General features: G+C 57.7%; 18 protein-coding genes. 7 read left to right on the top strand and 11 right to left on the bottom strand.

The window, feature by feature from the left end; translation table 11 throughout:
* Positions 1-79: 79 nt before the first annotated feature.
* From QR290_RS06705 to QR290_RS06660, 10 genes are all read right to left on the bottom strand, one after another.
* A complete protein-coding gene (locus tag QR290_RS06705) occupies positions 80-784 on the bottom strand; it encodes a TetR/AcrR family transcriptional regulator (RefSeq protein ID WP_011332647.1) in 705 nt (234 codons plus the stop codon).
* 118 nt (positions 785-902) lie between these two features.
* Entirely contained in the window at positions 903-2,405 is a 1,503-nt protein-coding gene (lysS, locus tag QR290_RS06700; protein WP_085729776.1) for a lysine--tRNA ligase, read from the bottom strand.
* A gap of 68 nt (positions 2,406-2,473) precedes the next feature.
* A protein-coding gene (prfB, locus tag QR290_RS06695; protein ID WP_102621447.1) for a peptide chain release factor 2 occupies positions 2,474-3,569 on the bottom strand; the annotation gives its coding sequence in 2 pieces (ribosomal slippage) (positions 2,474-3,496 and positions 3,498-3,569; 1,095 coding nt in all).
* 106 nt (positions 3,570-3,675) lie between these two features.
* Positions 3,676-4,677, bottom strand: a complete 1,002-nt coding sequence (locus QR290_RS06690) for a response regulator (protein ID WP_039769610.1) — start codon at positions 4,675-4,677, stop codon at positions 3,676-3,678.
* Positions 4,678-4,725: 48 nt separating this feature from the next.
* Complete coding sequence (locus tag QR290_RS06685; RefSeq protein WP_007954689.1) at positions 4,726-5,736, bottom strand: chemotaxis response regulator protein-glutamate methylesterase; 1,011 nt, start codon at positions 5,734-5,736, stop codon at positions 4,726-4,728.
* Positions 5,733-8,027: a hybrid sensor histidine kinase/response regulator gene (locus tag QR290_RS06680; protein WP_289204581.1), complete on the bottom strand. Its 2,295-nt coding sequence runs from the start codon at positions 8,025-8,027 to the stop codon at positions 5,733-5,735. The genes QR290_RS06685 and QR290_RS06680 overlap by 4 nt, the downstream gene beginning before the upstream one ends.
* The gene (locus QR290_RS06675) at positions 8,024-8,707 is read right to left on the bottom strand and encodes a chemotaxis protein CheW (RefSeq protein WP_289204580.1); all 684 of its coding nucleotides are present in this window, start codon (positions 8,705-8,707) and stop codon (positions 8,024-8,026) included. Before QR290_RS06675 ends, QR290_RS06680 begins: the two co-directional genes overlap by 4 nt.
* Positions 8,704-9,981, bottom strand: coding sequence for a CheR family methyltransferase (locus tag QR290_RS06670; protein ID WP_289204579.1), 1,278 nt, complete (start codon positions 9,979-9,981; stop codon positions 8,704-8,706). The genes QR290_RS06675 and QR290_RS06670 overlap by 4 nt, the downstream gene beginning before the upstream one ends.
* Positions 9,978-10,514 carry a chemotaxis protein CheW gene (locus QR290_RS06665; protein ID WP_115076682.1) on the bottom strand — a complete coding sequence of 179 codons (537 nt, stop codon included), beginning with the start codon at positions 10,512-10,514 and terminating at the stop codon, positions 9,978-9,980. Before QR290_RS06665 ends, QR290_RS06670 begins: the two co-directional genes overlap by 4 nt.
* Complete coding sequence (locus tag QR290_RS06660; protein ID WP_115076681.1) at positions 10,514-12,136, bottom strand: methyl-accepting chemotaxis protein; 1,623 nt, start codon at positions 12,134-12,136, stop codon at positions 10,514-10,516. The genes QR290_RS06665 and QR290_RS06660 overlap by 1 nt, the downstream gene beginning before the upstream one ends.
* Positions 12,137-12,663: 527 nt before the next feature.
* Here QR290_RS06660 and QR290_RS06655 point away from each other — a divergent pair.
* The 7 genes from QR290_RS06655 (at position 12,664) to QR290_RS06625 (ending at position 22,333) form a co-directional block, all read left to right on the top strand.
* Positions 12,664-13,179 (top strand): Hcp family type VI secretion system effector, encoded by a 516-nt coding sequence (locus tag QR290_RS06655; RefSeq protein WP_007949952.1) that lies wholly within the window; start codon positions 12,664-12,666, stop codon positions 13,177-13,179.
* Positions 13,180-13,307: 128 nt separating this feature from the next.
* Positions 13,308-15,347, top strand: coding sequence for a type VI secretion system tip protein TssI/VgrG (tssI, locus tag QR290_RS06650; RefSeq protein ID WP_289204578.1), 2,040 nt, complete (start codon positions 13,308-13,310; stop codon positions 15,345-15,347).
* A complete protein-coding gene (locus QR290_RS06645) occupies positions 15,344-16,222 on the top strand; it encodes a DUF4123 domain-containing protein (protein ID WP_115076679.1) in 879 nt (292 codons plus the stop codon). Before tssI ends, QR290_RS06645 begins: the two co-directional genes overlap by 4 nt.
* Positions 16,222-19,683 (top strand): T6SS effector BTH_I2691 family protein, encoded by a 3,462-nt coding sequence (locus QR290_RS06640; RefSeq protein ID WP_289204577.1) that lies wholly within the window; start codon positions 16,222-16,224, stop codon positions 19,681-19,683. Before QR290_RS06645 ends, QR290_RS06640 begins: the two co-directional genes overlap by 1 nt.
* Positions 19,684-19,703: 20 nt before the next feature.
* A complete protein-coding gene (locus tag QR290_RS06635; RefSeq protein ID WP_115076677.1) occupies positions 19,704-20,453 on the top strand; it encodes a hypothetical protein in 750 nt (249 codons plus the stop codon).
* A 36-nt stretch (positions 20,454-20,489) separates the two neighbouring features.
* Complete coding sequence (locus QR290_RS06630) at positions 20,490-21,200, top strand: hypothetical protein (RefSeq protein ID WP_289204576.1); 711 nt, start codon at positions 20,490-20,492, stop codon at positions 21,198-21,200.
* On the top strand, positions 21,194-22,333 hold the full coding sequence (locus QR290_RS06625; RefSeq protein WP_289205272.1) for a DUF6708 domain-containing protein: 1,140 nt from the start codon (positions 21,194-21,196) through the stop codon (positions 22,331-22,333). The genes QR290_RS06630 and QR290_RS06625 overlap by 7 nt, the downstream gene beginning before the upstream one ends.
* 103 nt (positions 22,334-22,436) lie before the next feature.
* On the opposite strand, the gene QR290_RS06620 is transcribed toward QR290_RS06625, so the two are convergent.
* Complete coding sequence (locus tag QR290_RS06620) at positions 22,437-23,159, bottom strand: tellurite resistance TerB family protein (RefSeq protein ID WP_289204575.1); 723 nt, start codon at positions 23,157-23,159, stop codon at positions 22,437-22,439.
* Positions 23,160-23,290 lie beyond the last annotated feature (131 nt).

The raw sequence follows: 23,290 nt of genomic DNA, 5'->3' as shown, positions 1-23,290 counted from the left end.
AGCCAATGAAGACTTTGAATGACAGATCGCAATCGTCGGATCGCCGCCCGGAGCAAGCTCGCTCCCACAGGGGATTGCGTTACACCGACGCGAGTACCAGGTGCATATAGCGCGTCAGAATGCCGAGCATGTCCTCTTCGGCCAAAGGCTCGGCGTCGTTGAGCAGGCCCTGATATTCCATCCGTCCGATAATCGCCGTCAACACCTTGGCATCCTGCTGCGGCTCGCGCGAGCCCAATACCTGGAACAACTGGCAGGTGCCCTGCAGCAGAATCTGCTGATGGGAGCGCACCAGTTCCGCCAGACGCGGGTTGAGCAGCGCCTCCTGGCGGAACGCCTGTTCAGCCATCAAATGCTCGCGACGGTTGACCAGTTGCCGGTGCACGTAGTCGGCCATCAATCGGGCGATATCGTCGGCCAGTTGCGAACGCGACTCCGGGCTGCCGTCACCGCTGACCACCATTTCGCGCAGCAGGCCTTCGTTGTTGATCCACAGCTTGGCCATGTAGGCCGCGCTGCGTTCGACGTATTGAGCGAAGGTATCGGTGAGCAAGTCATCGATGTCCTTGAAGTAATAAGTGGTGGCCGACAGCGGCACACCGGCCTCGGCGGCCACCGCCCGGTGACGCACGGCCCGCACGCCGTCACGCACGACAATGCGCATCGCCGCATCGAGAATGTCCTGTCGGCGCTGTTCACTGCCCTGCCGGCTGGCCTTGCGGCCCTGGTACTGAACACTTTCAGCGACCGCAGTGGCGATTCCCGCTGCACCCTCTTGAGCCATTGCACCGATCACGACAGGCATACCTCTGTTGTTTTCTTCAAAATTAACCATTTGATACGTTTGTACCAGACAGGCAATAAAAAGCCGCCCATTTCAGGCGGCTTTTTTATTGAAACACTTACGCTTGTGGCCGCATGTGCGGGAACAGGATCACGTCGCGGATCGACGGGGAGTTGGTCAGCAGCATCACCAGACGGTCGATGCCGATACCTTCACCGGCCGTTGGCGGCATGCCGTACTCCAGCGCGCGAACGAAGTCGGCGTCGTAGTGCATGGCTTCATCGTCGCCGGCGTCCTTGTCGGCCACCTGCGCCATGAAGCGCTCGGCCTGGTCTTCCGCGTCGTTCAGCTCGGAGTAGGCGTTGGCGATTTCACGGCCGCCGATGAACAGCTCGAAGCGGTCAGTGACGTTCGGGTTGTCGTCGTTGCGACGGGCCAGTGGCGACACTTCGAACGGGTACTGGGTAATGAAGTGCGGCTGTTCCAGCTTGTGCTCGACCAGTTCTTCGAAAATCATCACCTGCAGCTTGCCCAGACCTTCGAAGCCCAGCACCTTGGCGCCGGCCTTCTTGGCGATGGCGCGCGCCTTGTCGATGTCGTTCAGGTCATCGGCGGTCAGCTCAGGGTTGTACTTGAGGATCGAGTCGAACACCGACAGGCGCACGAACGGCTCGCCGAAGTGGAACACCTTGTCGCCGTACGGCACGTCGGTGCTGCCCAGAACCAACTGCGCCAGTTCGCGGAACAGTTCTTCGGTCAGGTCCATGTTGTCTTCGTAGTCGGCGTAAGCCTGGTAGAACTCCAACATGGTGAATTCAGGGTTGTGACGAGTCGAAACGCCTTCGTTACGGAAGTTGCGGTTGATCTCGAACACTTTTTCGAAGCCGCCAACCACCAGACGCTTCAGATACAGCTCTGGTGCAATACGCAGGAACATTTCCATGTCCAGCGCGTTGTGGTGGGTTTCGAACGGCTTGGCCGCGGCGCCGCCAGGAATGGTCTGCAGCATCGGCGTTTCGACTTCGAGGAAGTCGCGCTTCATCAGGAAGCTGCGGATGTGCGCGATCACTTGCGAACGCACGCGGAAAGTCTGACGCACGTCTTCGTTGACGATCAGGTCAACGTAGCGCTGACGGTAGCGCTGTTCGGTGTCGGTCAGGCCGTGGTGCTTGTCCGGCAGCGGGCGCAGGGATTTGGTCAGCAGGCGCACGCTGGTCATCTCGACGTACAGGTCGCCCTTACCGGAACGGGCCAGGGTGCCTTCGGCGGCGATGATGTCGCCCATGTCCCAGGTTTTCACCGCGGCCAGGGTTTCTTCGGACAGGGTCTTGCGGTTGACGTAGACCTGGATGCGACCGGTCATGTCCTGAATCACCATGAACGAGCCACGGTTGAGCATGATGCGACCTGCAACCTTGACCGGAATCGCAGCCTCTGCCAGCTCTTCCTTGGTCTTGTCCGCGTACTGTTTCTGCAGTGCTTCGCAGTAGTTGTCGCGGCGGAAGTCATTCGGGAAGGCATTGCCCTTGGCGCGCTCGGCAGCAAGCTTTTCCTTGCGCAGGGCGATCAGGGAGTTTTCTTCCTGTTGCAGGGCTTGCGAATCGAGTTGTTGGTCGCTCATGTCTTTAAATTTTCCATCACAGGTTCGTTGCCCCCGCCGGTGACGGGGGACTTGAGGTCGGGTGAAGCTTACAGCCCCGATTTCAGGCTGGCTTCCAGGTATTCGTCGATGTCGCCGTCGAGCACCTTGTCGCAGTCACTGCGTTCGATGTTGGTGCGCAGATCCTTGATCCGCGACGCATCGAGCACGTACGAACGGATCTGGTGACCCCAGCCGATGTCCGACTTGGTGTCTTCCAGCGCCTGGGACGCCGCGTTGCGCTTCTGCATTTCCTGCTCGTACAACTTGGCCCGCAGCATTTTCATGGCGGTGTCCTTGTTGGCGTGCTGGGAACGTTCGTTCTGGCAGCTCACCACGGTGTTGGTCGGTACGTGGGTGATACGTACGGCCGAGTCGGTGGTGTTTACGTGCTGACCACCGGCACCGGAAGAACGATAGGTGTCGATCCGCAGGTCTGCCGGGTTGATTTCGATTTCCACCTTGTCGTCGATCTCTGGCGAGACGAAAACCGCGGAGAACGAAGTGTGGCGACGGTTGCCGGAGTCGAACGGGCTCTTGCGCACCAGACGGTGCACGCCGATCTCGGTACGCAGCCAGCCAAAGGCGTATTCGCCCTTGATGTGCACGGTGGCACCTTTGATCCCGGCGACTTCACCGGCCGACAGCTCCATGATGGTCGCGTCGAAACCGCGTTTGTCGGCCCAGCGCAGGTACATGCGCAGCAGGATGTTGGCCCAGTCCTGGGCTTCGGTGCCGCCGGAACCGGCCTGGATGTCCAGGTAGGCGTTGTTCGGGTCCATCTCGTGGCTGAACATACGGCGGAATTCGAGTTTGGACAGGGACTCTTCGAGACCTTGAAGGACTTCGACGACGTCGTTGACCGCGCCCTCGTCGTTCTCTTCAACGGCCATGTCCAGCAGCTCGCGGCAATCGGCCAGGCCACCGTTCAGTTCGTCGAGGGTATCGACGATCTGCGCCAGCGCAGCGCGCTCGCGGCCCAGTTCCTGGGCGTATTCAGGTTTGTTCCAGACTGCAGGATCTTCAAGCTCGCGATTGACTTCGATCAGACGCTCATGCTTTTGATCGTAGTCAAAGATACCCCCGAATAGTTTCGGAGCGCTCGGACAGGTCCTTGATGGTGTTCAGGATCGGGTTGATTTCCATGACGGGCAGCACTCGTTGGCGAACTTTTGAAAGCCGGCGAGTATAACGTAATCACGCTGTCACGGCAGCCCGTCTGGCGGCTCTTGAGGCGAATGAACCCGATGGTTCATTCGATCCCCACCTGATTGCGCCCGTTGTTCTTGGCCAGGTACAGCCCACGGTCCGCCGCCGAGATCAGTAACCGGCAGTCGCTGCCCGACTCCGGCACCATGGTTGCCAAGCCGATGCTGATGGTCAGGCTCGAGCCTTCGGCCGGAGCATTGTGCGGAATCTTCAGCGCCGCGACCGTCTGGCGCAGCTTCTCCGCAACCAGTCGCGCCCCGCCCGGCGAGGTGTTGGGCAGCACCAGCGCAAATTCTTCGCCGCCATAACGCGCCGGCAGATCGGACGGCCGGGCACTGGCCTCGCGGATCGCCGTGGCGACCTTGCGCAAGGCTTCGTCGCCTTCGACGTGGCCGAAGGTGTCGTTGTAGGACTTGAAGTAATCGACGTCGATCATCAGCAACGACAACTGGCTCTGGTCGCGCAGCGAACGGCGCCATTCCAGTTCCAGGTATTCGTCGAAGTGCCGACGGTTGGACAGCCCGGTCAGGCCGTCGGAGTTCATCAGGCGTTGCAAGACAAGGTTGGTGTCGAGCAATTGCTGCTGGCTGACCCGCAAGGCGCGGTAGGCCGCGTCCCGTTGCAGCAACGTCATGTAGGAGCGCGAGTGATAGCGGATACGCGCCACCAGCTCGATGTTGTCCGGCAGTTTCACCAGGTAATCGTTGGCCCCGGCGGAGAACGCCGCACTTTTGATCAGCGGGTCTTCCTTGGTCGACAGGACGATGATCGGGATGTCCTTGGTTGCCGGGTGATTGCGGTATTCGCGCACCAGGCTCAGGCCGTCGAGGCCGGGCATCACCAGATCCTGCAGGATCACGGTCGGCTTGATCCGCACCGCGTGGGCCACGGCCTGATGCGGGTCGGAGCAGAAGTGGAAGTCGATGTTCTCTTCATTCGACAGCCCACGGCGCACGGCTTCGCCGATCATCGCCTGATCGTCCACCAACAACACCATGGCGGCGTTCTCGTCGGTTTTGATGTCATCGATCTGTAAGTCATTCATGGGCGGTCACCTGAGTGCTGCGGGGGCCAGGATTGCGGAGGAACGTGTTCATTTGGGGAAAATCTCCAGCAATCGTGGCGCTATCTTTTCCAGTGGACGGATTTCTACGGCCGCGTCGATGGCTGCGGCAGCCTTGGGCATGCCGTACACCGCACTGCTTTGCTGATCCTGCGCGATGGTCAGGTAACCCTGTTGGCGCATGAGCTTAAGCCCTTGAGCCCCGTCGCGTCCCATCCCTGTCAATAAAACCCCTACTGCGTCACCGTTCCAGTAGTTGGCGACGCTTTCGAAAAACACGTCGATCGAGGGGCGGTAGATCTCGTTGACCGGCTCGGCGGTGTAGGCCAGCGTGCCGTTCTTGAGCAAGCGAATATGGTGGTTGGTACCGGCCAGCAGCACTGCGCCGGCCTGCGGCGGTTCACCTTCGCGGGCCAGACGCACGTCAAGGCCGCTGGCGCTGGCCAACCATTCGGCCATGCCGGCGGCAAACACCTGGTCGACATGCTGCACCAGCACGATGGCCGCCGAAAAGTGCCGCGGCAGGCCTTTGAGCAAGACCTCCAGCGCCGCCGGGCCACCGGCCGAAGAGCCGATCGCCACCAGTCGCTGACGCGAGGCGGTGCTGCGCGGTGTCGCAGGTGCCGGACGCGAGCGGGCGGTTTTCTCGCCGATCAGCCAGCCGATGTTGAGGATTTTGCGCAGCAGCGGCGCCGCCGCTTCCTGAGGATTGCCGCCACCGATGGCCGGGGTGTCGACCACGTCCAGCGCGCCGTGGCCCATGGCTTCGAACACCCGATGCACGTTCTGCTGGCGGTCCACCGTGACGATGACGATCGCGCACGGGCTCTCGGCCATGATCCGGCGGGTGGCCTCGACGCCATCCATCACCGGCATGATCAGGTCCATCAGGATCAGGTCCGGGGTGTTTTCCGCGCACAGGCGCACCGCTTCGGCGCCGTTGCTGGCGACCCACACCACCTGATGCGCCGGCTCGAAGGCCAGCGCGCGGCGCAGGGCCTCCACCGCCAGAGGCATGTCGTTGACGATTGCGATCTTCATGCCCGCGCTCCTCCGATGAGCTCAACCACCGCGTCGAGCAAGGCGTCGTCATGAAAACTGGCCTTGGCCAGATAATAGTCGGCGCCGGCGTCCAGTCCACGGCGGCGGTCTTCCTCGCGATCCTTGTAGGACACCACCATCACCGGCAGCGATTGCAGTCGGTTGTCGCGGCGCAGCAGCGAGACCAGTTCGATGCCGTCCATGCGCGGCATGTCGATGTCGGTGATCAGCAGATCGAAGTCCTCGGAGCGCAGGGCGTTCCAGCCGTCCATACCGTCCACCGCAACGGCCACGTCGTAGCCGCGATTGAGCAGCAGTTTGCGTTGCAGTTCGCGCACGGTCAGCGAGTCGTCGACCACCAGAATCCGCTTGCGCGCGGCTTCTGCGGCCTGACTGCCGTGACGTGCGATGCGCTCCAGACGCCCGGTGTTGAGCAGTTTGTCCACCGAACGCAGCATGTCTTCGACGTCGACAATCAGCACCACCGAACCGTCGTCGAGCAAGGCCCCGGCGGAAATGTCCTGCACCTTGCCCAGCCGCTCATCCAGCGGCAGCACCACCAGCGTGCGCTCGCCGATGAAGCGCTCGACCGCCACGCCGTAGATCGCATCGCGCTCGCGGATCACTACGACCTTGAGCGTGTCGCCGCTGTTCTGGCTCGCCGGGCGCTGCAGCAATTGGCTGGCCGCAACAAGACCGACATGCCGGCCCTCGTGCCAGAAATGCTGGCGCCCTTCGACCTGCACGATGTCCTCCGGCGCCAAATCGCACATGCGCTCGATGTGCGCCAGCGGGAACGCGTAGGCCTCGTCGCCGACTTCCACCACCAGGCTGCGCACCACCGACAGGGTCAGCGGCACTTCCAGATGGAAACGACTGCCCTCGCCCGCCGTCTGCTCCAGCACCACCGCGCCGCGCAACTGGCGGACCATGTGCTGGACGGCATCGAGGCCGACGCCGCGACCGGACACTTCGGTGACCTTGTCCCGCAGACTGAAACCCGGCAGGAACAGGAAGGTCAGCAGTTCTTCTTCGCTCAACTGGGCGGCGGTTTCCGCTGGCGACAACTGGCGTTCGACGATGCTGCGGCGGACCTTCTCCAGATCCACGCCATTGCCGTCGTCGCTCAATTCCAGCACCAGCAGACCCGCCTGATGCGAGGCGCGCAGACGAATCAGCCCTTCCTCGGACTTGCCTCTGAGCCGGCGTTCTTCCGGGGTTTCGATGCCGTGATCGACCGCATTGCGCAGCAGGTGCGTCAGCGGTGCTTCGAGTTTTTCCAATACATCGCGGTCGACCTGAGTCTTCTCGCCCTCGATCTCCAGTCGCACCTGTTTGCCGAGGCTGCGACCGAGGTCGCGCACCATCCGCACCTGCCCGGACAACACATCGGCGAACGGCCGCATGCGGCAGGCCAGCGCGGTGTCGTAGAGCACTTGCGCGCGCTGGCTGGCTTGCCAGGCAAACTCGTCGAGCTCGGCGTTTTTCTCTGCCAGCAACTGCTGGGATTCGGCGAGCAAACGTCGCGCGTCTTCGAGTGCCTCTTGAGCCTCAAGGCTCAGGGCGTGTTCCTTGAGATGTACGTTAAGACTTTCCAGCGCCCGCAGGCCGTTGTTCTGCATACGCTTGAGGCGCTGCATAGTGGCCAGGTGCGGCTTGAGGCGCTGGGTTTCCACCAGGGATTTGCTCGACAGATCGAGCAGGCTGTTCAGGCGTTCGGCGGTGACCCGCAGCACCCGCTCGCCACCCTCGGTTGTGCGTTTACTCTTGCGCGGCGCGGGCTCAGGCTCGGCAACCTCGACCGGGATTTCAACCGGCGCAGGTTCAACCACCGGCGGTGGCTGAACCTGCAACTCGGCCATCGGTGGCGCACTCGGAGCGGCGGGCACCACGGCCGGTGCCGTCGGGTCGAGCAAACCGCCCATCAACGCCACGTACGCCTCAATGTCCGCCGGTTGCGGGCCATTGGCCGGTGTTGCGATGCGCATCAGCAAGTCGGTGCCCTGCAACAGCGCGTCGATATGTTCCGGACGCAGGAACAACCGCCCTTCCTGGGCGCTGACCAGGCAATCTTCCATCACGTGGGCGACGCTGACGCCGCTGTCGATGCCGACGATCCGCGCCGCGCCTTTCAACGAGTGCGCCGCGCGCATGCACGATTCGAGCTGATCGGCCTGGGTCGGGTTGCGCTCCAGCGCCAGCAGCCCGGCGCTGAGCACCTGAGTCTGGGCTTCGGCTTCGAGGCTGAACAGCTCGAGCAAGGAGGCGTCGCGCATTTGCTCGGGGGTCATGTGAGGCTCCGGGAAACGGCGGATAACAGCTGTTCTTCATCCAGCCAACGCAGGCTGCGACCTTTGAAAGGCAACACGCCCCGGGTGTATTTGGCGCTGGCCTGTGCGCCGGAACGTGAGGCGGCATCGAGGATTCGCTCGTCGATGGCATGAATCCCGTCGACTTCGTCCACCGGCACCACCACTGGCCCACCCTGGGCCGCGATGATCAGCATGCGCGGCATGATTCGCGCGCCAGTTGCCGGGGCTACGTTGCCGTCGAGGTCGAGCAGTTCGACCAGCGACAGGCACGCCACCAGCGCACCGCGCACGTTCGCCACGCCGAGCAAGGCCCGGGAGCGCTGGTGCGGCAGCGAGTGAATCGCCTGCAACGGCGCGACCTCCACCAGGCTGCGGGTGGCCAGGCCGAGCCATTCTTCGCCGAGGCGGAACATCAGCAGCGAACGGGTCTTCAGCTCGGTTTCGACCTGGGTCGCCACCGGGTCGCGCTCGTCCTGCTGCAACGCATAGCGGTCGAGCAAACGCGTGGCCGCGGCGGAGTACACCGAGCAATTGCGGCAATGAATGTGCTCGTCCAGCAGCGGACAGGACTTGTCGCCGTGGATGCCGATGCGGTTCCAGCAATCGTCGATGGCCCGGGCGTCTTCATGGGTGACATTCAAAGTGTCGGACGGGATCATCGTTTACGCTCACTGTCGGCGGTGCGGTCGCTGCGAGCGGCGCGCTCCTGCAATCGTCTGGCGCCGGCCGTGTCGCCCTGGGCTTGCAGCAGCGCGGCCAGGTGCATCAAGGCTTCGGGGTGTTGCGGTTCGAGGTACAGCGCCTTGCGGTAAAAGCCCTGGGCTTCAAGGGCGCTGCCGGCGACATCGCTCAGCAGGCCGAGCCAGTAGAACACCTGGGCCACCGGCTCATGGCTGCGCAAATACTGTTCGCACGCGGCCCGGGCCTCGGCACTTTTGCCTTCGTTGGCCAGGGCGGCGATGTTGGCCAGCAACGTCGCGGCGTCGGGGTTGGTGCTTTTAGCCGTCGCGGGCAACGGCGTCACGCCAGCAAACGGACGATTGCGCACCGGCGGCGGTGGCGTGCTGCGCACCGGTTGGCGCACAGGCAACGGCACCGGAATCGCGGTCGGCATCGGCAACGGTTCGGGCTGCGGTTCGCTGTGACGACTGAAGGCGAAGGACTGTGGAATCCCGATCGAGCGCATGCCCAGCCGCCCGAGCAGACTGCCCTCGGCCGGGCCGATAAACAGCACGCCATCGACATGGGTCAGGCGCTTGAGCACGGCGAATACCTGCTGCTGGGTCGGCTGGTCGAAATAGATCAGCAGGTTGCGACAGAACACGAAATCGAACGGCGGCTCGTTGACCAGCAATGACGGATCGAGCACGTTGCCGACATGCAGGCGCACTTGCTCGCGGACGATTTCATTTACCCGATAGCCCTCGTTCTCGGCGAAAAAATGCCGCTCACGAAAGTCCAGCTCCTGACCGCGAAACGAGTTCTTGCCGTACAGCGCCCTCCGCGCCTTGTCCACCGACAAGGGGCTGACGTCCATGCCATCGACCTTGAACTGATGGGGCTTGAGGCCGGCATCGAGCAAAGCCATGGCAATCGAATAGGGTTCTTCACCGGTGGAACACGGCAGGCTGAGTATGCGCAGCGCGCGCATGTTGTTCAGTTCGCCCAGGCGTTTGCGCGCCAGTTTGCCCAGCGTGGCGAAAGATTCCGGGTAACGGAAAAACCAGGTCTCGGGGACGATCACCGCTTCGATCAGCGCCTGCTGCTCATCCCGAGAGCCTTGCAACGTCTGCCAGTACTCATTGGCATTCACCGTTTGCGACAGGGTGATGCGCTGGCGTACGGCCCGCTCGATGATCGCCGGGCCGACCGAGGCGACATCGAGGCCGATGCGTTCCTTGAGAAAATCGAAGAAGCGCTGGTCGCTGCTCATGACTGCTCCTCAAGCCGCGCCGGATCCAGCGGCGGCGACGGGAACAACAACGTACGCACCGACTCGTCCAGCAAGTCGTTGACCCGCACCCATTGCACCAGCCCTTGCGCGTCTTCACGCACCGGGCCCAGGTACGGCGCCTGACGATTGTCGAGGCCGTACGGCTGAAAATCATCCGGGTTGCAACGCAAGGTGTCGGTGGCCTGTTCGAGGATCAGGCCCAGCCATTGCGAGGGTTGCGACTCCTCCGGGTGGTAATGCACCAGCACCAGCCGTGTGCTGGTGCGCGCTTGCGCAGGATGGCCGAACGTCAGGGCACTGAGGTCGATCACCGGCACCACCGTTCCGCGATAGGCGAACACCCCCGCCACCCAATGCGGCGCCCGGGCAATCGGCTTCAACGGCAGGCGCGGCAGCACTTCGGCCACTTCCGTGGCGCGCAAGGCGTAGCGTTCGCTGCCGATGCGAAACAGCAGGAACAACGCCTGCTTCGCCACCGGTGCAGCGCTGCGTTTGGCGGTGATTTCGCTCATCAGACTTTGAATCGCGAAACGCCGCTGCGCAGGCCCACGGCCACCTGGCTCAGTTCGTCAATGGCGAAACTGGCCTGACGCAACGACTCGACGGTCTGGCTGCTGGCATCACCCAGCTGCACCAGCGCGTGGTTGATCTGTTCGGCGCCGGTGGCCTGGGCCTGCATGCCTTCGTTGACCATCAACACTCGCGGCGCCAGCGCCTGCACCTGATGGATGATCTGCGACAGCTGCTCGCCGACCTGCTGCACTTCAGCCATGCCGCGACGCACTTCCTCGGAGAACTTGTCCATGCCCATCACCCCGGCGGACACCGCCGACTGGATCTCGCGGACCATCTGTTCGATGTCATACGTGGCAACAGCAGTCTGATCCGCCAGGCGCCGCACTTCGGTGGCGACCACGGCAAAACCGCGACCATATTCGCCGGCCTTCTCCGCTTCGATCGCGGCGTTCAGGGACAGCAGGTTGGTCTGGTCGGCGACCTTGACGATGGTCACGACCACCTGATTGATGTTGCCGGCCTTCTCGTTGAGGATCGCCAGTTTGGCGTTCACCAGATCCGCCGCGCCCATCACCGAGTGCATGGTGTCTTCCATGCGCGCCAGGCCTTGTTGCCCGGAACCGGCCAGCACCGAGGCCTGATCGGCGGCGGTGGACACTTCGGTCATGGTGCGCACCAGGTCACGGGAGGTCGCCGCAATCTCGCGCGACGTTGCGCCGATTTCGGTCGTGGTCGCGGCGGTTTCAGTGGCGGTGGCCTGCTGTTGTTTGGAGGTAGCGGCGATCTCGGTCACCGAGGTGGTAACCTGCACCGACGAGCGCTGGGCCTGGGACACCAGCGAGGTGAGCTCGGTCATCATGTCGTTGAAGCCGGTTTCCACGGCGCCGAACTCGTCTTTGCGGTCGAGGTTCAAGCGGCTGCTCAGATCGCCCGTGCGCATGATTTCGAGGATCTGCACGATGCGGTTCATCGGCGCCATGATTGCGCGCATCAGCAGCAAACCGCAGAGGCCGGCGGCCAGCACGGCTACCAGCAGCGAGACGAACATGCTGACTTTGGCCGCTGCCACCGCCTCGTCGATGTTGTTCATGGCTTCATCGGCAACGGTCTTGTTCTCACGAATGATGTCGTTGAGTTTCATGCGCCCGGCGGTCCAGGCCGGGGTCAGCTGTTCATTGAACAACTTCGCGGCCGCATCCTCCTGATTGCGCACATGCAGGTCGAGCACCTGCGCCTGAATCTTGTTGTAGTTGAGCACGTCCTGCTTGAACACGGTGTACTCGGCCTTGTCTTCAGCAGTGGTAACGGTGCTTTCGTAGTTGCCCATCTGCTCGTTGAGACGCGCTTCGAAAGACTTGAAGTCCGCAGCGTCTTCGGCACTGATCCCCTGGCCTTTTTTCAGGCCCAGCAACTCTTGAGTCTGCAGATAGCTGTCGACCCACGCACTGCGAATCATCGAGCTGAAATACACGCCTGGCACCGCGTCCTGACGCACGCTCTGCTCGCCGGCTTCGATCTTCAACAACCGTGAATACGAGACGACCACCATCAACAGCATGATGGCGATAATCACCGCAAAGCTCGCCAAAATGCGTTGGCGCAACGTCCAGTTCTTCACAGTCAGTCCTCAGGGCCAGATCGAAATTGCGGGGGAGTATAGCTGAGGGCGGTGTTTCATTTATAAGACGGTTTGCCGCGCTCAGGCCTTCCGTTAGTAAACGGGGTGGGCTCTGGACAGGGACTTTCAAGGAATCGGTGGGGGGCGTGCCAGTGACGCAATGGCAAAAAGGGGCGATGGATTGGCCATTTCGGTTTTAGATGATCTGGCGAGACAGTAGCCAGATGCCATGGTGCGCAACTTCTTGCGCACTTGTTTCGCGAAATTGCCTCCCGATATCGCTACAGCCCCCAGGTACCGTCGCCTGTAGCCGAGTGCGCAACTTCTTGCGCGGTACTGCGCAAGAAGTTGCGCACTTTTGCTTTCATCGCTGTTCAAAAAACGCTCAAACCCGCGAGCCAGAGCGGTGAAGTCCCCGGCTGCCGGGGCCGCACCAAAAACTGGCACGCTCCTTGATAACAGTCAGCCACCCACCGGGCGATTTCGCCTCCCGGGCACCCTAACTTTATCCGCAAGGAGCACCTCCCATGGCAACACCAGCGTACATGTCGGTTACCGGCGAAAAACAAGGCCTGATCACTGCCGGCGCCTTCACTGCCGACTCCGTTGGCAACACCTACCAGGAAGGCCACGAAGACCAGGTTATGGTTCAGGCTTTCACCCACGACGTGATCATCCCGCGTGACCCGCAATCCGGTCAGCCAACCGGTCAGCGCGTGCACAAGCCAGTTGTGATCACCAAGGTCTACGACAAGGCTTCGCCACTGCTGCAAGCCGCTCTGACTTCCGGCGAGCGCATGAGCGAAATCGTTATCCAGTGGTACCGCACTTCGGCTCAAGGTACCCAAGAGCACTACTACACCACCAAACTGGAAGACGCGATCATCGTCGCCATCAACAACAAAATGCACAACTGCCAGGATCCAGGCAACGCGCACTTCACCCACCTGGAAGAAGTGCAGTTCACCTACCGCAAAATCACCTGGACCCACGAAGTATCCGGTACTTCGGGTTCCGATGACTGGCGTGCTCCAGTCGTTTAATTACGGCTGATCGTTTCAAGCATCGGCCAGCTCTGCTGGTCGATGTTGTTTACGCCCCTCCAGAATTTCGCGCGCGTTGACTGCTCTTGCGGTCGACGGGCGCCGCTGTACAGCACGAGGAACAAGGGATGTTCGCGCCGGCCAATGAAACCCACTTTGCCCTGACCATCGAAGGTCTTTCCGCCGATTTCCAGGTGTTTACCCTCACCGGTCGGGAAGCCGTCAGCCAGCCTTTTGTGTTCGAGGTGGAGCTGGTCAGTGAGCAGCCGTCGCTGGACCTCGAAACCCTGCTGCACAAACCGGCCTTCCTGCAGCTGTCGCCCGACGGCAGCGGCATCCACGGCCTGATCTACCGCGCCGCGCAAGGCGATTCCGGCAAGCGCCTGACGCGCTATTCCGTGACCCTGCGCCCGCAACTCGCGTACCTGGCGCACCGGGTCAACCAGCGGATCTTCCAGAACCTCAGCGTGCCGAAAATCATCGGCAAGGTCCTCGAAGAACACGGCATCCAGGGCAACGCCTATGAATTCCAGACCGGTTCGATCTACCCCGATCGTCTCTACTGCGTGCAGTACGACGAATCGGACCTGCATTTCATCCAGCGCCTGTGCGAAGAAGAAGGCATTCACTACCACTTCCAGCACAGCGCCACGGCGCACAAACTGGTGTTCGGTGATGACCAGACAGTGTTTAAAAAACTGGCGCCGGTGGCCTACCAGCAGGACTCCGGCATGGTCGCCAGCGACCCGGTGATCAAGCGTTTCGACCTGCGCCTGGAAACCCGCACCAGCCGCACCACCCGCCGCGACTACGACTTCGAAAAACCGCGCATCACCCTCGAAAGCGAAAACCGTGGCGACGCCCTGCCCGACCTCGAGGACTACGATTACCCGGGCCGTTTCGTCGACCGCGAGCGCGGCAAACACCTGGCCAAACGCGCCCTCGAACGCCATCGCAGCGACTTCCAGCTCGCCGAAGGCAAGAGCGACCAGCCGCTGCTGGTCAGCGGCCATTTCCTCGCGCTGAAAGAACACCCGAAAGCCAAGTGGAACGACCTGTGGCTGCTCACCGAAGTCCACCACGAAGGCAAGCAGCCGCAAGTGCTGGAAGAGTCGGTCACCAGCGACACCACCGCGCTGAAAGACGATTTCCACCAGGGCTACCGCAACCGCTTCCAGGCCACCCCGTGGGACGTGCCGAACCGCCCGCCCCTGCGTCACCCGAAACCGCGCATCCTCGGCAGCCAGAGCGCCGTGGTCACCGGGCCGAAAGGCGAAGAAATCCACTGCGACGAATACGGCCGCGTGAAAGTGCAGTTCCACTGGGATCGTGAAGGTCAGGCCGACGACAAAACCAGCTGCTGGCTGCGCGTGTCTTCCGCCTGGGCCGGCGCCCAGTACGGCGGCATCGCCATCCCGCGCATCGGCATGGAAGTGCTGGTGACCTTCCTCGAAGGCGACCCCGACCAGCCGCTGATCAGCGGCTGCCTGTACCACAAGGAAAACACCGTCCCCTACGCCCTGCCGGCGAACAAGACGCGCACCACCTTCAAGACCCTGAGCTCGATGGGTGGCGGCGGCTTCAACGAACTGCGCATCGAAGACAAGAAAGGCCAGGAACAGATCTTCCTCCACGCCCAGCGTGACTGGGACGAAAACATCGAACACGACCAGAAAATCCGCGTCGGCAACGAACGCCACGACGTCGTGGAAAAGAACAGCTACACGGAATTCAAGGCTGAAGAACACCACACGGTTTACGCAGACCGCAAAGTCGAAGCGCGGGCCAACGACCACCTGACCGTGGGCGTGAACCAGCACATCAAGATCGGCACCGGACAATTCATCGACGCCGGCCAGGAAATTCACCTGAGCAGTGGGATGAAGGTGGTGCTGGAGGCAGGGGCTGAGCTGACGCTGGTCGGCGGTGGCAGCTTCATCAAGATCGATGGCGGCGGCGTGACCATGAGCGGGCCGGCGATCAACATCAACTCGGGCGGTGGACCGGGGAGCGGGACCGGGGCGGCGCCGTTGATGCCGGGCGTGCTGAAGCAGGCGGATGCGGACAAGGCTGGGAAATTGTTGGTGCCGGCGCAGCGGCAGGCGTTGATGCGGGGCACTCCACGTTGTGAGATTTGCGAGAGGGCTGCCAAGGAAGCCGCCAAGTGAATAACGCGTCCAAAGCCAATTTCTTGTTGATCGACGGCGTCCTACGCCCCAACGCGATTGCCAGCCTTTACCAGCTTGGCGAGCCGCTGGAAATTGAACCGCTGTACCTGGGAACGCGTTGGGCGGAGTTGATGGATCTGGGGCCAATATTGGTGAAGCCCTCAAGTTCAACGAGCATGATTAGCCAGACGTATCAGAATGCTAACCATCAAATAGACGCCAGCCTGCTATACAGTTCTGCCCCAATGAGTGTTGTTGCGGACCACTTGAGACGGTATATCGCACCTTCCGATGTGTTGGGTGGCAACGGAATGCTTCGCTTCGCCGACCCACTAGTCACACGATATTGGCTAGGCAGTTATCAGGGTGAACACCTGAATGTGATACTTGGCCCGATCGAATCATGGTCAATACCTGAACGACCGCATTCGTGGGAAGCAAACCCAGCTGTTCAATGGTTAAATTTTCTTCGGACCTCTGCTCCACTGGCGTGGCAAGACAGCTACGCCCAATTGGGGCAAACACAACTGGATGCACTTGGACACGCGGCGCGCTGGCAATTCATGGAGCGACTGCACGAAAATTTTGAGCAATACCATCCTCGGCACCTCGCTACCCTGAAATTGAGCAGTCGCACCCAGTGGTTTGATGAACGACTGGATGAAGCTCAAGCTTGGGGACTGTCAAGTGAACGTAGTCTCGCTATCTGGGTGGAATACAGCCTCCGATGGGGGGCAGGATTCACTGAGCACGTGAATGAGCCTTATCAGAACTGGTTGGCCCGCACCCCGGAGGCCTCCAGGCTCGCTCCAGAAATCCGTATCCAGAAGATGGACAACGATTGCCTGGACATCGAAATCAACAAGGAAGTGTGATGACTCAGCCCGCGACTGACGCCCAACTGAAACAGGCCAACCGAAACCAGAATTTCACCAACACGACCATGGGATCGGGACAGTGCGCACTGATGGCTGGTGAAGTCGCCATTTTCCCGGTGCGCTACGCGGTGGATGAGTCCCCCAAAAAAGGCAGCGCCCAAGGTCCGAATCCGCTACCTAAAGACTGGTCAGACAAACCGGCTGAACTCAAGACCCGCAGCTACACCCTTCGCCAACTGCGCGATGGCTGGCTGTATGTATGGGACAGCGTTGATAAGACCTTCCACGAGTACCAGGTCAAAGGCGAACAATTCACCCGTCATAAGTGGACTGACAGCCAACTAAACCAGGATGTGCGCAACAACCCTGGCGAAACACATTCATACCTGCTTTATCCCCGCCGTAATCAGTTGCGTATTGCCTATTCTCCAGTCCAATGGACTTGGCGCATGTGCGAACTGATGCGAAATAGCAAGACGGAACAGACCCAATGGATGCGAAAAGTCGATCTGGCGGGCTTCTGCAAGAGCGCAAAAGTAGGCCATGGCGGTCCGATTACAGAGTTGGGTAAAAGTGTTTCGGACATTCTCGCATCTGGCGAAAATGCACCTGCATTCACAAGCACTTGCCTTCCCACAACAGCATCGGAAAACGGCGGAGCCTTCAAACCGGCATTCGAAGAGGCGCTGGTGCGTGGCAAAGTCCCTGAGCAGGATACTGCCCTGTTTATCGCTCTGGATGATCCCTTGGCAATGGTTAGCGACTTAAGCATGAACCTTGCCGGTCGGCTTCTGGAGCAAAGTCAGTTTGAAGGCTTGAATCAGCAAAAACTGCAAAGTGCAATTGCTGTAGAGAATCTATGTGGCTTCAATACCGACGTTTTCACGCCTTCATCCATAAAAGATCCAATCAAGCGGCAGGCCTATGCCGACGATCTCTACAAGCTTTTAAGCAACAACGATGAAACGGAGCGGGCTAAAGACCTTGTCTCTGGTGACCAAGTCGGCATGGTGGAAATGGGGTCAGCGTCCAGCACTTCTGTCGCCCAAGCCTCATTCAAAGGCAAGTGGGGATATCTACCAGATCAGAAAAAATGGCAAAGCGCGCTTGAGGAATGGAATGCCAAACGACTCTGGCGCGAAGACGTACGGTTTGATGAAGTCCAGAAATATCTGAGCACGAGCACGCTTGAAGCCTTAAAGCTTCAAAAGCATTGCGAGCACAGTGTGCAAGACTTGATCACCTGGATTGACCAACTCAGCCCAAGCGCAGAGGCGATCTACCATGACACTTGTAATGAAGCCCAAGCCTGCCAATTACTGGAAACAGCCCACGCGGTGTACACCTTGTTGGGTAATAGTGAAAAGGGACAGGAATGGTTATGCAAACAGGCAGCGCGCCCAAGTACCCTGTTTGGCACTGCATTGTTCAATTTCAATCCGGAACTCGCTGCACTCATCAAGCAGATAACACACAACTTTGCCACTAGCGGTAACCTTGATGACCAAGGTCGTGAAAGTGATGGCAGCACCGCTCCATTGTCACCGACCTCCCCGGGAGATGCCACGAGTGTCACCACTCGAACGGCTGAGGTCAAAGCAGTACTGGATCTGGAGTCCGTCAAAAACAGCAAGCTCTACAAAGCCATGAGCAATGCTGCAAAGCAATCAATGTCCACGTTAATCAAAGTCGCCAACAACAGGGCCAGAGATGCATGGCACGGACTAAGCATTATGCTTCTTCCAGCGATGAAGCAAGAGGCCGCACTGACACTAGCAGTGCCACAGGTATTAATTTCTACAGAGATCTCTAGCGCAACCCAACTCGCCCGCAGCTCGACCTACCAACGTGACTATCAGGCCTGGATGACGAAAGTCATACCTGTACAAAAAAAGATATCCGGCACCAAAGGAGTGTTACAACGTCCCGCGCCAGCATATGACCAACGCTCCGCTCGCATTTCTTTAGATGCTCTTGAGGAGCAAATGAAATCGCTTATGTTGGAACGCCCCAGCAAGGTCATAGCCAAAGCCTCAGGGAGCACTCGCCTGAGTTCTGATTTACCGAAGATAAATGGCTGGCTCGCCGATTTGGGACAGTCGGAAGTTATTGCACAACTCAAAGTTGCAGGCACGCCAGCCTATTTGACACGCACTAAATCCTGGATGAGCCAAAATCTGGGCAACGCATTGCCCGCCTTGCTTGTTGGCTTGAACATCTGGAACGCATACAACACTGCGAAACAAGCGCAAAACGATGGGGTTTTCACGGCTGATGAATTGCGCAATATCGGCGCAAACGCGTCCTATGCAGCCAACGCTATCGCTGCATTGTGGGTAGGCCCAGCTTGGAGCCGCGCCGGAGCAATGTCTATGCAACTTGGTACTGAAACGCTGAAGCTGACTCAAGGCGCATACAAGCAATGGCTGAAGGCAGCCAAAGAGGCTGCCAAATCTGGAGCTAACTCTGCAGTTGCGGGCGAATTTGCTTCTGCCTCCAAAGGCTTGATTTTAAGAACGGTCACTTGGGCGGCTTTGGGAGCTATCGCGACGAGTCTTGAGGCTTGGCAATTATCTAAAGACGTCGGTAATGCGACTAGCGATGAGGAAAAGAAACTACTCAACGCTAAAAGAGTGGTCGTATTAGGCATGTCCGCCATTGCGGGCATACAAACCATTGGAGCGGGGCTCGGCTACTGGTTTGGCTTCGCTTGGGTTATGTCCAATCCCGTGACCATAATCATTGCAGTCCTCGGCGTTGCATATTTAATGATATCAATGGCCGCAAACCGTTTTAAACGAGAAGGATTGCGTCTCTGGTTGTACCGCTGTAGTTGGGGGCGTGGGACCATACCTGAGTGGTTAAGCGAGGACGGCCATTCAAAACAAATGCGTGCTCTGCTGGAAACTCTACAACGGCCAAGTGTAGGTGGAAGGGCCTTATACTACGGAGGAGGCAGCACTCCAAGAAAGTGGCTCGGCTTTTGGATACAAATACAGATACCCAGTTCATTAACTGGCAAAGAAATCATGCTTCAACCAGCAATGATCAAGAAAAACCTCTTTTCAAAAGATGAATTGCAGACTACAAGCAACAATTTTTATGAACAATTTCTTTGTGGAAACTGGATTGACCCAAAACTATTCGGAACACTACCAAACGAGAATGGAAACATGCATTCTCTTTCTGACTACAGTTACAAAAAAACGGACCAGCATCGTTTGTGGCAAGCATGGATTAACACATCAATTGAAAGCCCAATCTTAGAACTGGAAGTAAAGTATCCTGCGGGGGTTCTTCAACTTGAAAACGGAAGCAACTATATGTTTAGAATGGCACTGGAATGGGCCACCAGTGAAGCAGATCGAGCCAACAATGCTTTCAATGGCGAATTGAGCGATGATATCGTATTAAGCAAAAAAAACACCAAACTTTTAAAAATATCGGTCCCGCTTTGAGATACTCAATGAACGCCACCATGTTAAATTTTGAAAAGCCACCAGCACTGCCTCCGCAGCTACAATGGAAGCACGAAAAAGAACCAGCATTATTGGAGTGGACAATCCGAGCAAGAAACTACAACACCTTTGTTGCCAATTTAATGTTTTTTACCTGCCTAATTGCCATAACGACAGCTTCATTTTTTATATATCAAAGCATGGACGACGATCCTGTTTTCAGTGCAACATTGACCTCTCTATTTTTCATTACAGTGGGCATTTCATTAATATCAATCACCCATCAAAAAATGAATTTCGCTTACCGCCTTACCAGGTCAGGAATAGAATATTGCAAGTGGAATAACCTCTCCAAATATACTTTCACATTTCTCAAATGGTTCTCCGGAATAACAGCAATCGCTTTCATTCTGCTGGCCGTTATTGATCCTGCTTTTTTGATAGGTGCCCTGATAGGACCGGGCGGCATGGGCTTGACCTACCTCCTGCTGATCAACTCGAAAAACTACCAAGAAATGCACACCCAACATCACCACTACGCATACAGATGGGAAGACATCACCCAACTGGCTATCGCTACAAACAGAGAAGTCGTAGATTTAAAGTACAGCGTCATTCAAGACGGCGACAACCATAAAACGAACTGGAACCTGAACATTTTCTGCGGCAACAAACAAAAAAAAACTGTAGCCAACCTGATTAAACCCTACTTAGCCAAAGACGTGCCCTTCATCACCGCCAAAGTCGATGTACCGCTAAGCACTGATTGACAAAATGCAAGCAAAACGACAAGAAAAACACAAACAATGGAATTAAAAAACGACACGACCCCTTCAGAAAAACCATTAAAAAATCAGGAAAAAATCCTGATGAAATGGACGATAAAAGCCAAACCCCGGGATACAACCCACATGTACATCGGCATGGCAATTCTTATAGCCATCGGTGTAGCGGCGATAATAAATGGTATCCACGAGTCTTATATCCTCAACTTATCAGAAGAAAATGGCTCAGTTTTCTTGAATCTTCGTGCTGGTATAATCTGGACTTTGGTAGCCACCTACCTTTGGATTCTCGTCATTCATCAAAAAAAGACATATACCTATACTATTACCGAAACAGTGGGAACCGAGGAATCTTCAGTAAATTTTCCAAAGCCTTTTCATATTGCATTCAAGGCCATATCGGCACTATTTTTCATAATCATTATCGCAACCATTATCTATAGCCCTTCATCGGCTTTAATACTCGCAGGCCCTGCAGGGATGGCCTTGATAGCAGCAAAATTCTTTCTTACTTGGAATAACACTCCAAAAATAGAAAAGTCTTCCGAATGGAAAGAATATAAGTTCGTCACCATCGACAAAAAGAGACGTTTAATCGTAGCTCAACACACTGACATCATGATCGGCTTTGAGGCCAGGCTTCCCGAAAGCTTATTTGCAGAATATTTGTCAACACTTAAAGAACTACTTCCGAAAGATGCAGTTTTTACGGAAAAAAATTGGATGTGGTGAATTTCCAAATTCGAAACATGGAAACCTGCGAAGAGAAAGCTGGTAGCTTTATATTCTGCAGAATAACTCTGTCACTTTTCCAGGAGACTCTTTTGCCGGAAACAAAATACTCCCGACTACCTCGTGCCGGCGACACTGAACATAAATTCGGATCCGTATTTACTTATTTGTCGCCATTACCTGTTCCTACAGGCATACCAGCCTTCAGTGCTAGAAACTTACATCGGGGAGTTAATGAAACCTATCTTGATTTTTCCGTTGGCCGCGGCAACTTTGAATTCATGGCACGCGCAGGCATAGGTTCTATAGCCTTCATCACGCTGTTCTTTCTGTTTGTATCTGGATTCGGCTCTTGGCTTAGAAGGGATGTACAACCGTTCCTTGCTGGCTGGTTTGATTTCTTTACAAATGCCTTCACCCAAGGTTTTATCTGGACTCTTTCTGCAGTCTACCTTTGCATATTCATTTACACAGTCCGTAAAGTCAGCACCTACCCTCCTATTCGCTTCAATCGACAACGCCGCGAGGTCGCATTCCTTGCGAAACGAGGTGACCGACCGCGATATATACAATGGGAGGACATCATCATATGTGTATCATCGGGCCAACTAATCACTCAATATACTGTAATGCCTGATCATAAATTAATCATTGGTTTACGAGACACTCTAACTGGCGACGTCCTTTGGACAGTCATATCAACCGGAAGCCTCAACCTAGCGATTTCCGAATGGGAAGCCATACGCGCATATATGGAAGAAGGCCCTTCTGTTTTACCCCCACAACAAACGGATGAACTCGAAGAAGGTAGCGTTGCATTCTTTCACTTATGTCGCCGAACTTACCGAAAAGAACACTCTTATCTACGCTACCTCTGGGGCTTTGTAACAATCCAGTTTTTCAGTGGATGGACGTTGCCCTGCTACATTTCTGGTTGGGTCAATAAGCGACCAAAAGCAGGATTTCCTAAAGAGGTATTGGATTGGTCGAGACCACTTCCTTCAAACCAGCATGCCAAGCCGAGCGAAGAGCTGTTACAGGAAAGCGCGGAGGTTCTTAAGGCTTTTTCCAATAGGCAATCTTTGCTCGATTACTTCAAGATCAAACATTCGAATTCTGGTCACTGCGAGTAAAAAAATTCGTAGGAAGGCAAGCATCTTCCAAGACACGCCTTCCCACGACGACCGTGATCAAAAAAATCCCAGCCCAAAGCTGCGATTTTTTCTTTCCTACCTTTTAAACAACCGCCACCCTCACCTGCCTCTCCAACTCAACCTTCAACCCCGGCTCCAGCTTCAACTGCCGAGCCAGTTCATCCAGATAGCTCTTCTCCATGAAGTTCTCCTCATCCACCATCATCACGCTCGCCACGTACATTTCGGCGGCCATTTCCGGTGTGCTCGCAGCACGGGCGACGTCGGTGGGGTCGAGGGGTTTGTTGAGTTCGGCGTGGAGCCAGTGTTTGAGCTCCTGATCGTTGTCGAGTTTGGTGAATTCGCCTTCGATCAGTTGGCGTTCGCGGTCGTCGATGTGGCCGTCGGCCTTGGCGGCAGCGACCAGGGCTTTGAGGATGGCCTGGCTGTGTTGTTCGACTTGCGCCGGTGGCAGGCGATCGAGGGTTTGCGGTTCGCTTTGTGGGGCGGTGCCTTTCTGGGCGTTCCAGTTGCCGTAGGCTTTGTAGGCGATCACGCCCAGTGCGGCGAGCCCGCCGTAGATGGCGACTTTACCGCCAACCTTGCGGGCCTTTTTACTGCCCAGCAACAGGCTCATGGCCCCGGCCGCCAGGGCACCGCCGCCTGCGCCTGACAGCAAGCCGCCGAGTGCGCCATTACTGGAAGATCCGCCCAGCAAGCCGCCCAAACCACCGGCCGCCGGTTTGTTCTGCGCCCCGCCCGCCTTGTTCTGCAGCAGATCCTGGCCGGACTTGAGGAGTTGATCGAGCAATCCACGGGTGTTCATGTTCCGTCTCCAAACAGGGGTTATCCGGATCAATAAGGCCCTCAGCCTAGTTCGAAAGTGCCCGTCACTTGGGTGCGAGTGTGCTTCCAGATGTTGCCTGCCCCACCGCAGCCCTTCGCGAAAATAGATAT

It is taken from the genome of Pseudomonas fluorescens, from assembly GCF_030344995.1.
In the GTDB taxonomy this organism is placed as follows: domain Bacteria; phylum Pseudomonadota; class Gammaproteobacteria; order Pseudomonadales; family Pseudomonadaceae; genus Aquipseudomonas; species Aquipseudomonas fluorescens_BF.
The sequence above is the reverse complement of the archived record's forward strand: the minus strand, read 5'-3'. Positions and strand labels throughout refer to the sequence as shown.

Coding starts and splice junctions, on each gene's coding strand:
- QR290_RS06670 (WP_289204579.1), bottom strand. CDS start 9,981: ATGAGCAGCGACCAGCGCTTCTTCGATTTTCTCAAGGAACGCATCGGC.
- QR290_RS06630 (WP_289204576.1), top strand. CDS start 20,490: ATGGAATTAAAAAACGACACGACCCCTTCAGAAAAACCATTAAAAAAT.
- tssI (WP_289204578.1), top strand. CDS start 13,308: ATGTTCGCGCCGGCCAATGAAACCCACTTTGCCCTGACCATCGAAGGT.
- QR290_RS06680 (WP_289204581.1), bottom strand. CDS start 8,027: ATGACCCCCGAGCAAATGCGCGACGCCTCCTTGCTCGAGCTGTTCAGC.
- QR290_RS06635 (WP_115076677.1), top strand. CDS start 19,704: ATGTTAAATTTTGAAAAGCCACCAGCACTGCCTCCGCAGCTACAATGG.
- QR290_RS06675 (WP_289204580.1), bottom strand. CDS start 8,707: ATGATCCCGTCCGACACTTTGAATGTCACCCATGAAGACGCCCGGGCC.
- QR290_RS06705 (WP_011332647.1), bottom strand. CDS start 784: ATGGCTCAAGAGGGTGCAGCGGGAATCGCCACTGCGGTCGCTGAAAGT.
- QR290_RS06655 (WP_007949952.1), top strand. CDS start 12,664: ATGGCAACACCAGCGTACATGTCGGTTACCGGCGAAAAACAAGGCCTG.
- QR290_RS06640 (WP_289204577.1), top strand. CDS start 16,222: ATGACTCAGCCCGCGACTGACGCCCAACTGAAACAGGCCAACCGAAAC.
- QR290_RS06690 (WP_039769610.1), bottom strand. CDS start 4,677: ATGAATGACTTACAGATCGATGACATCAAAACCGACGAGAACGCCGCC.
- QR290_RS06665 (WP_115076682.1), bottom strand. CDS start 10,514: ATGAGCGAAATCACCGCCAAACGCAGCGCTGCACCGGTGGCGAAGCAG.
- lysS (WP_085729776.1), bottom strand. CDS start 2,405: ATGAGCGACCAACAACTCGATTCGCAAGCCCTGCAACAGGAAGAAAAC.
- QR290_RS06620 (WP_289204575.1), bottom strand. CDS start 23,159: ATGAACACCCGTGGATTGCTCGATCAACTCCTCAAGTCCGGCCAGGAT.
- QR290_RS06685 (WP_007954689.1), bottom strand. CDS start 5,736: ATGAAGATCGCAATCGTCAACGACATGCCTCTGGCGGTGGAGGCCCTG.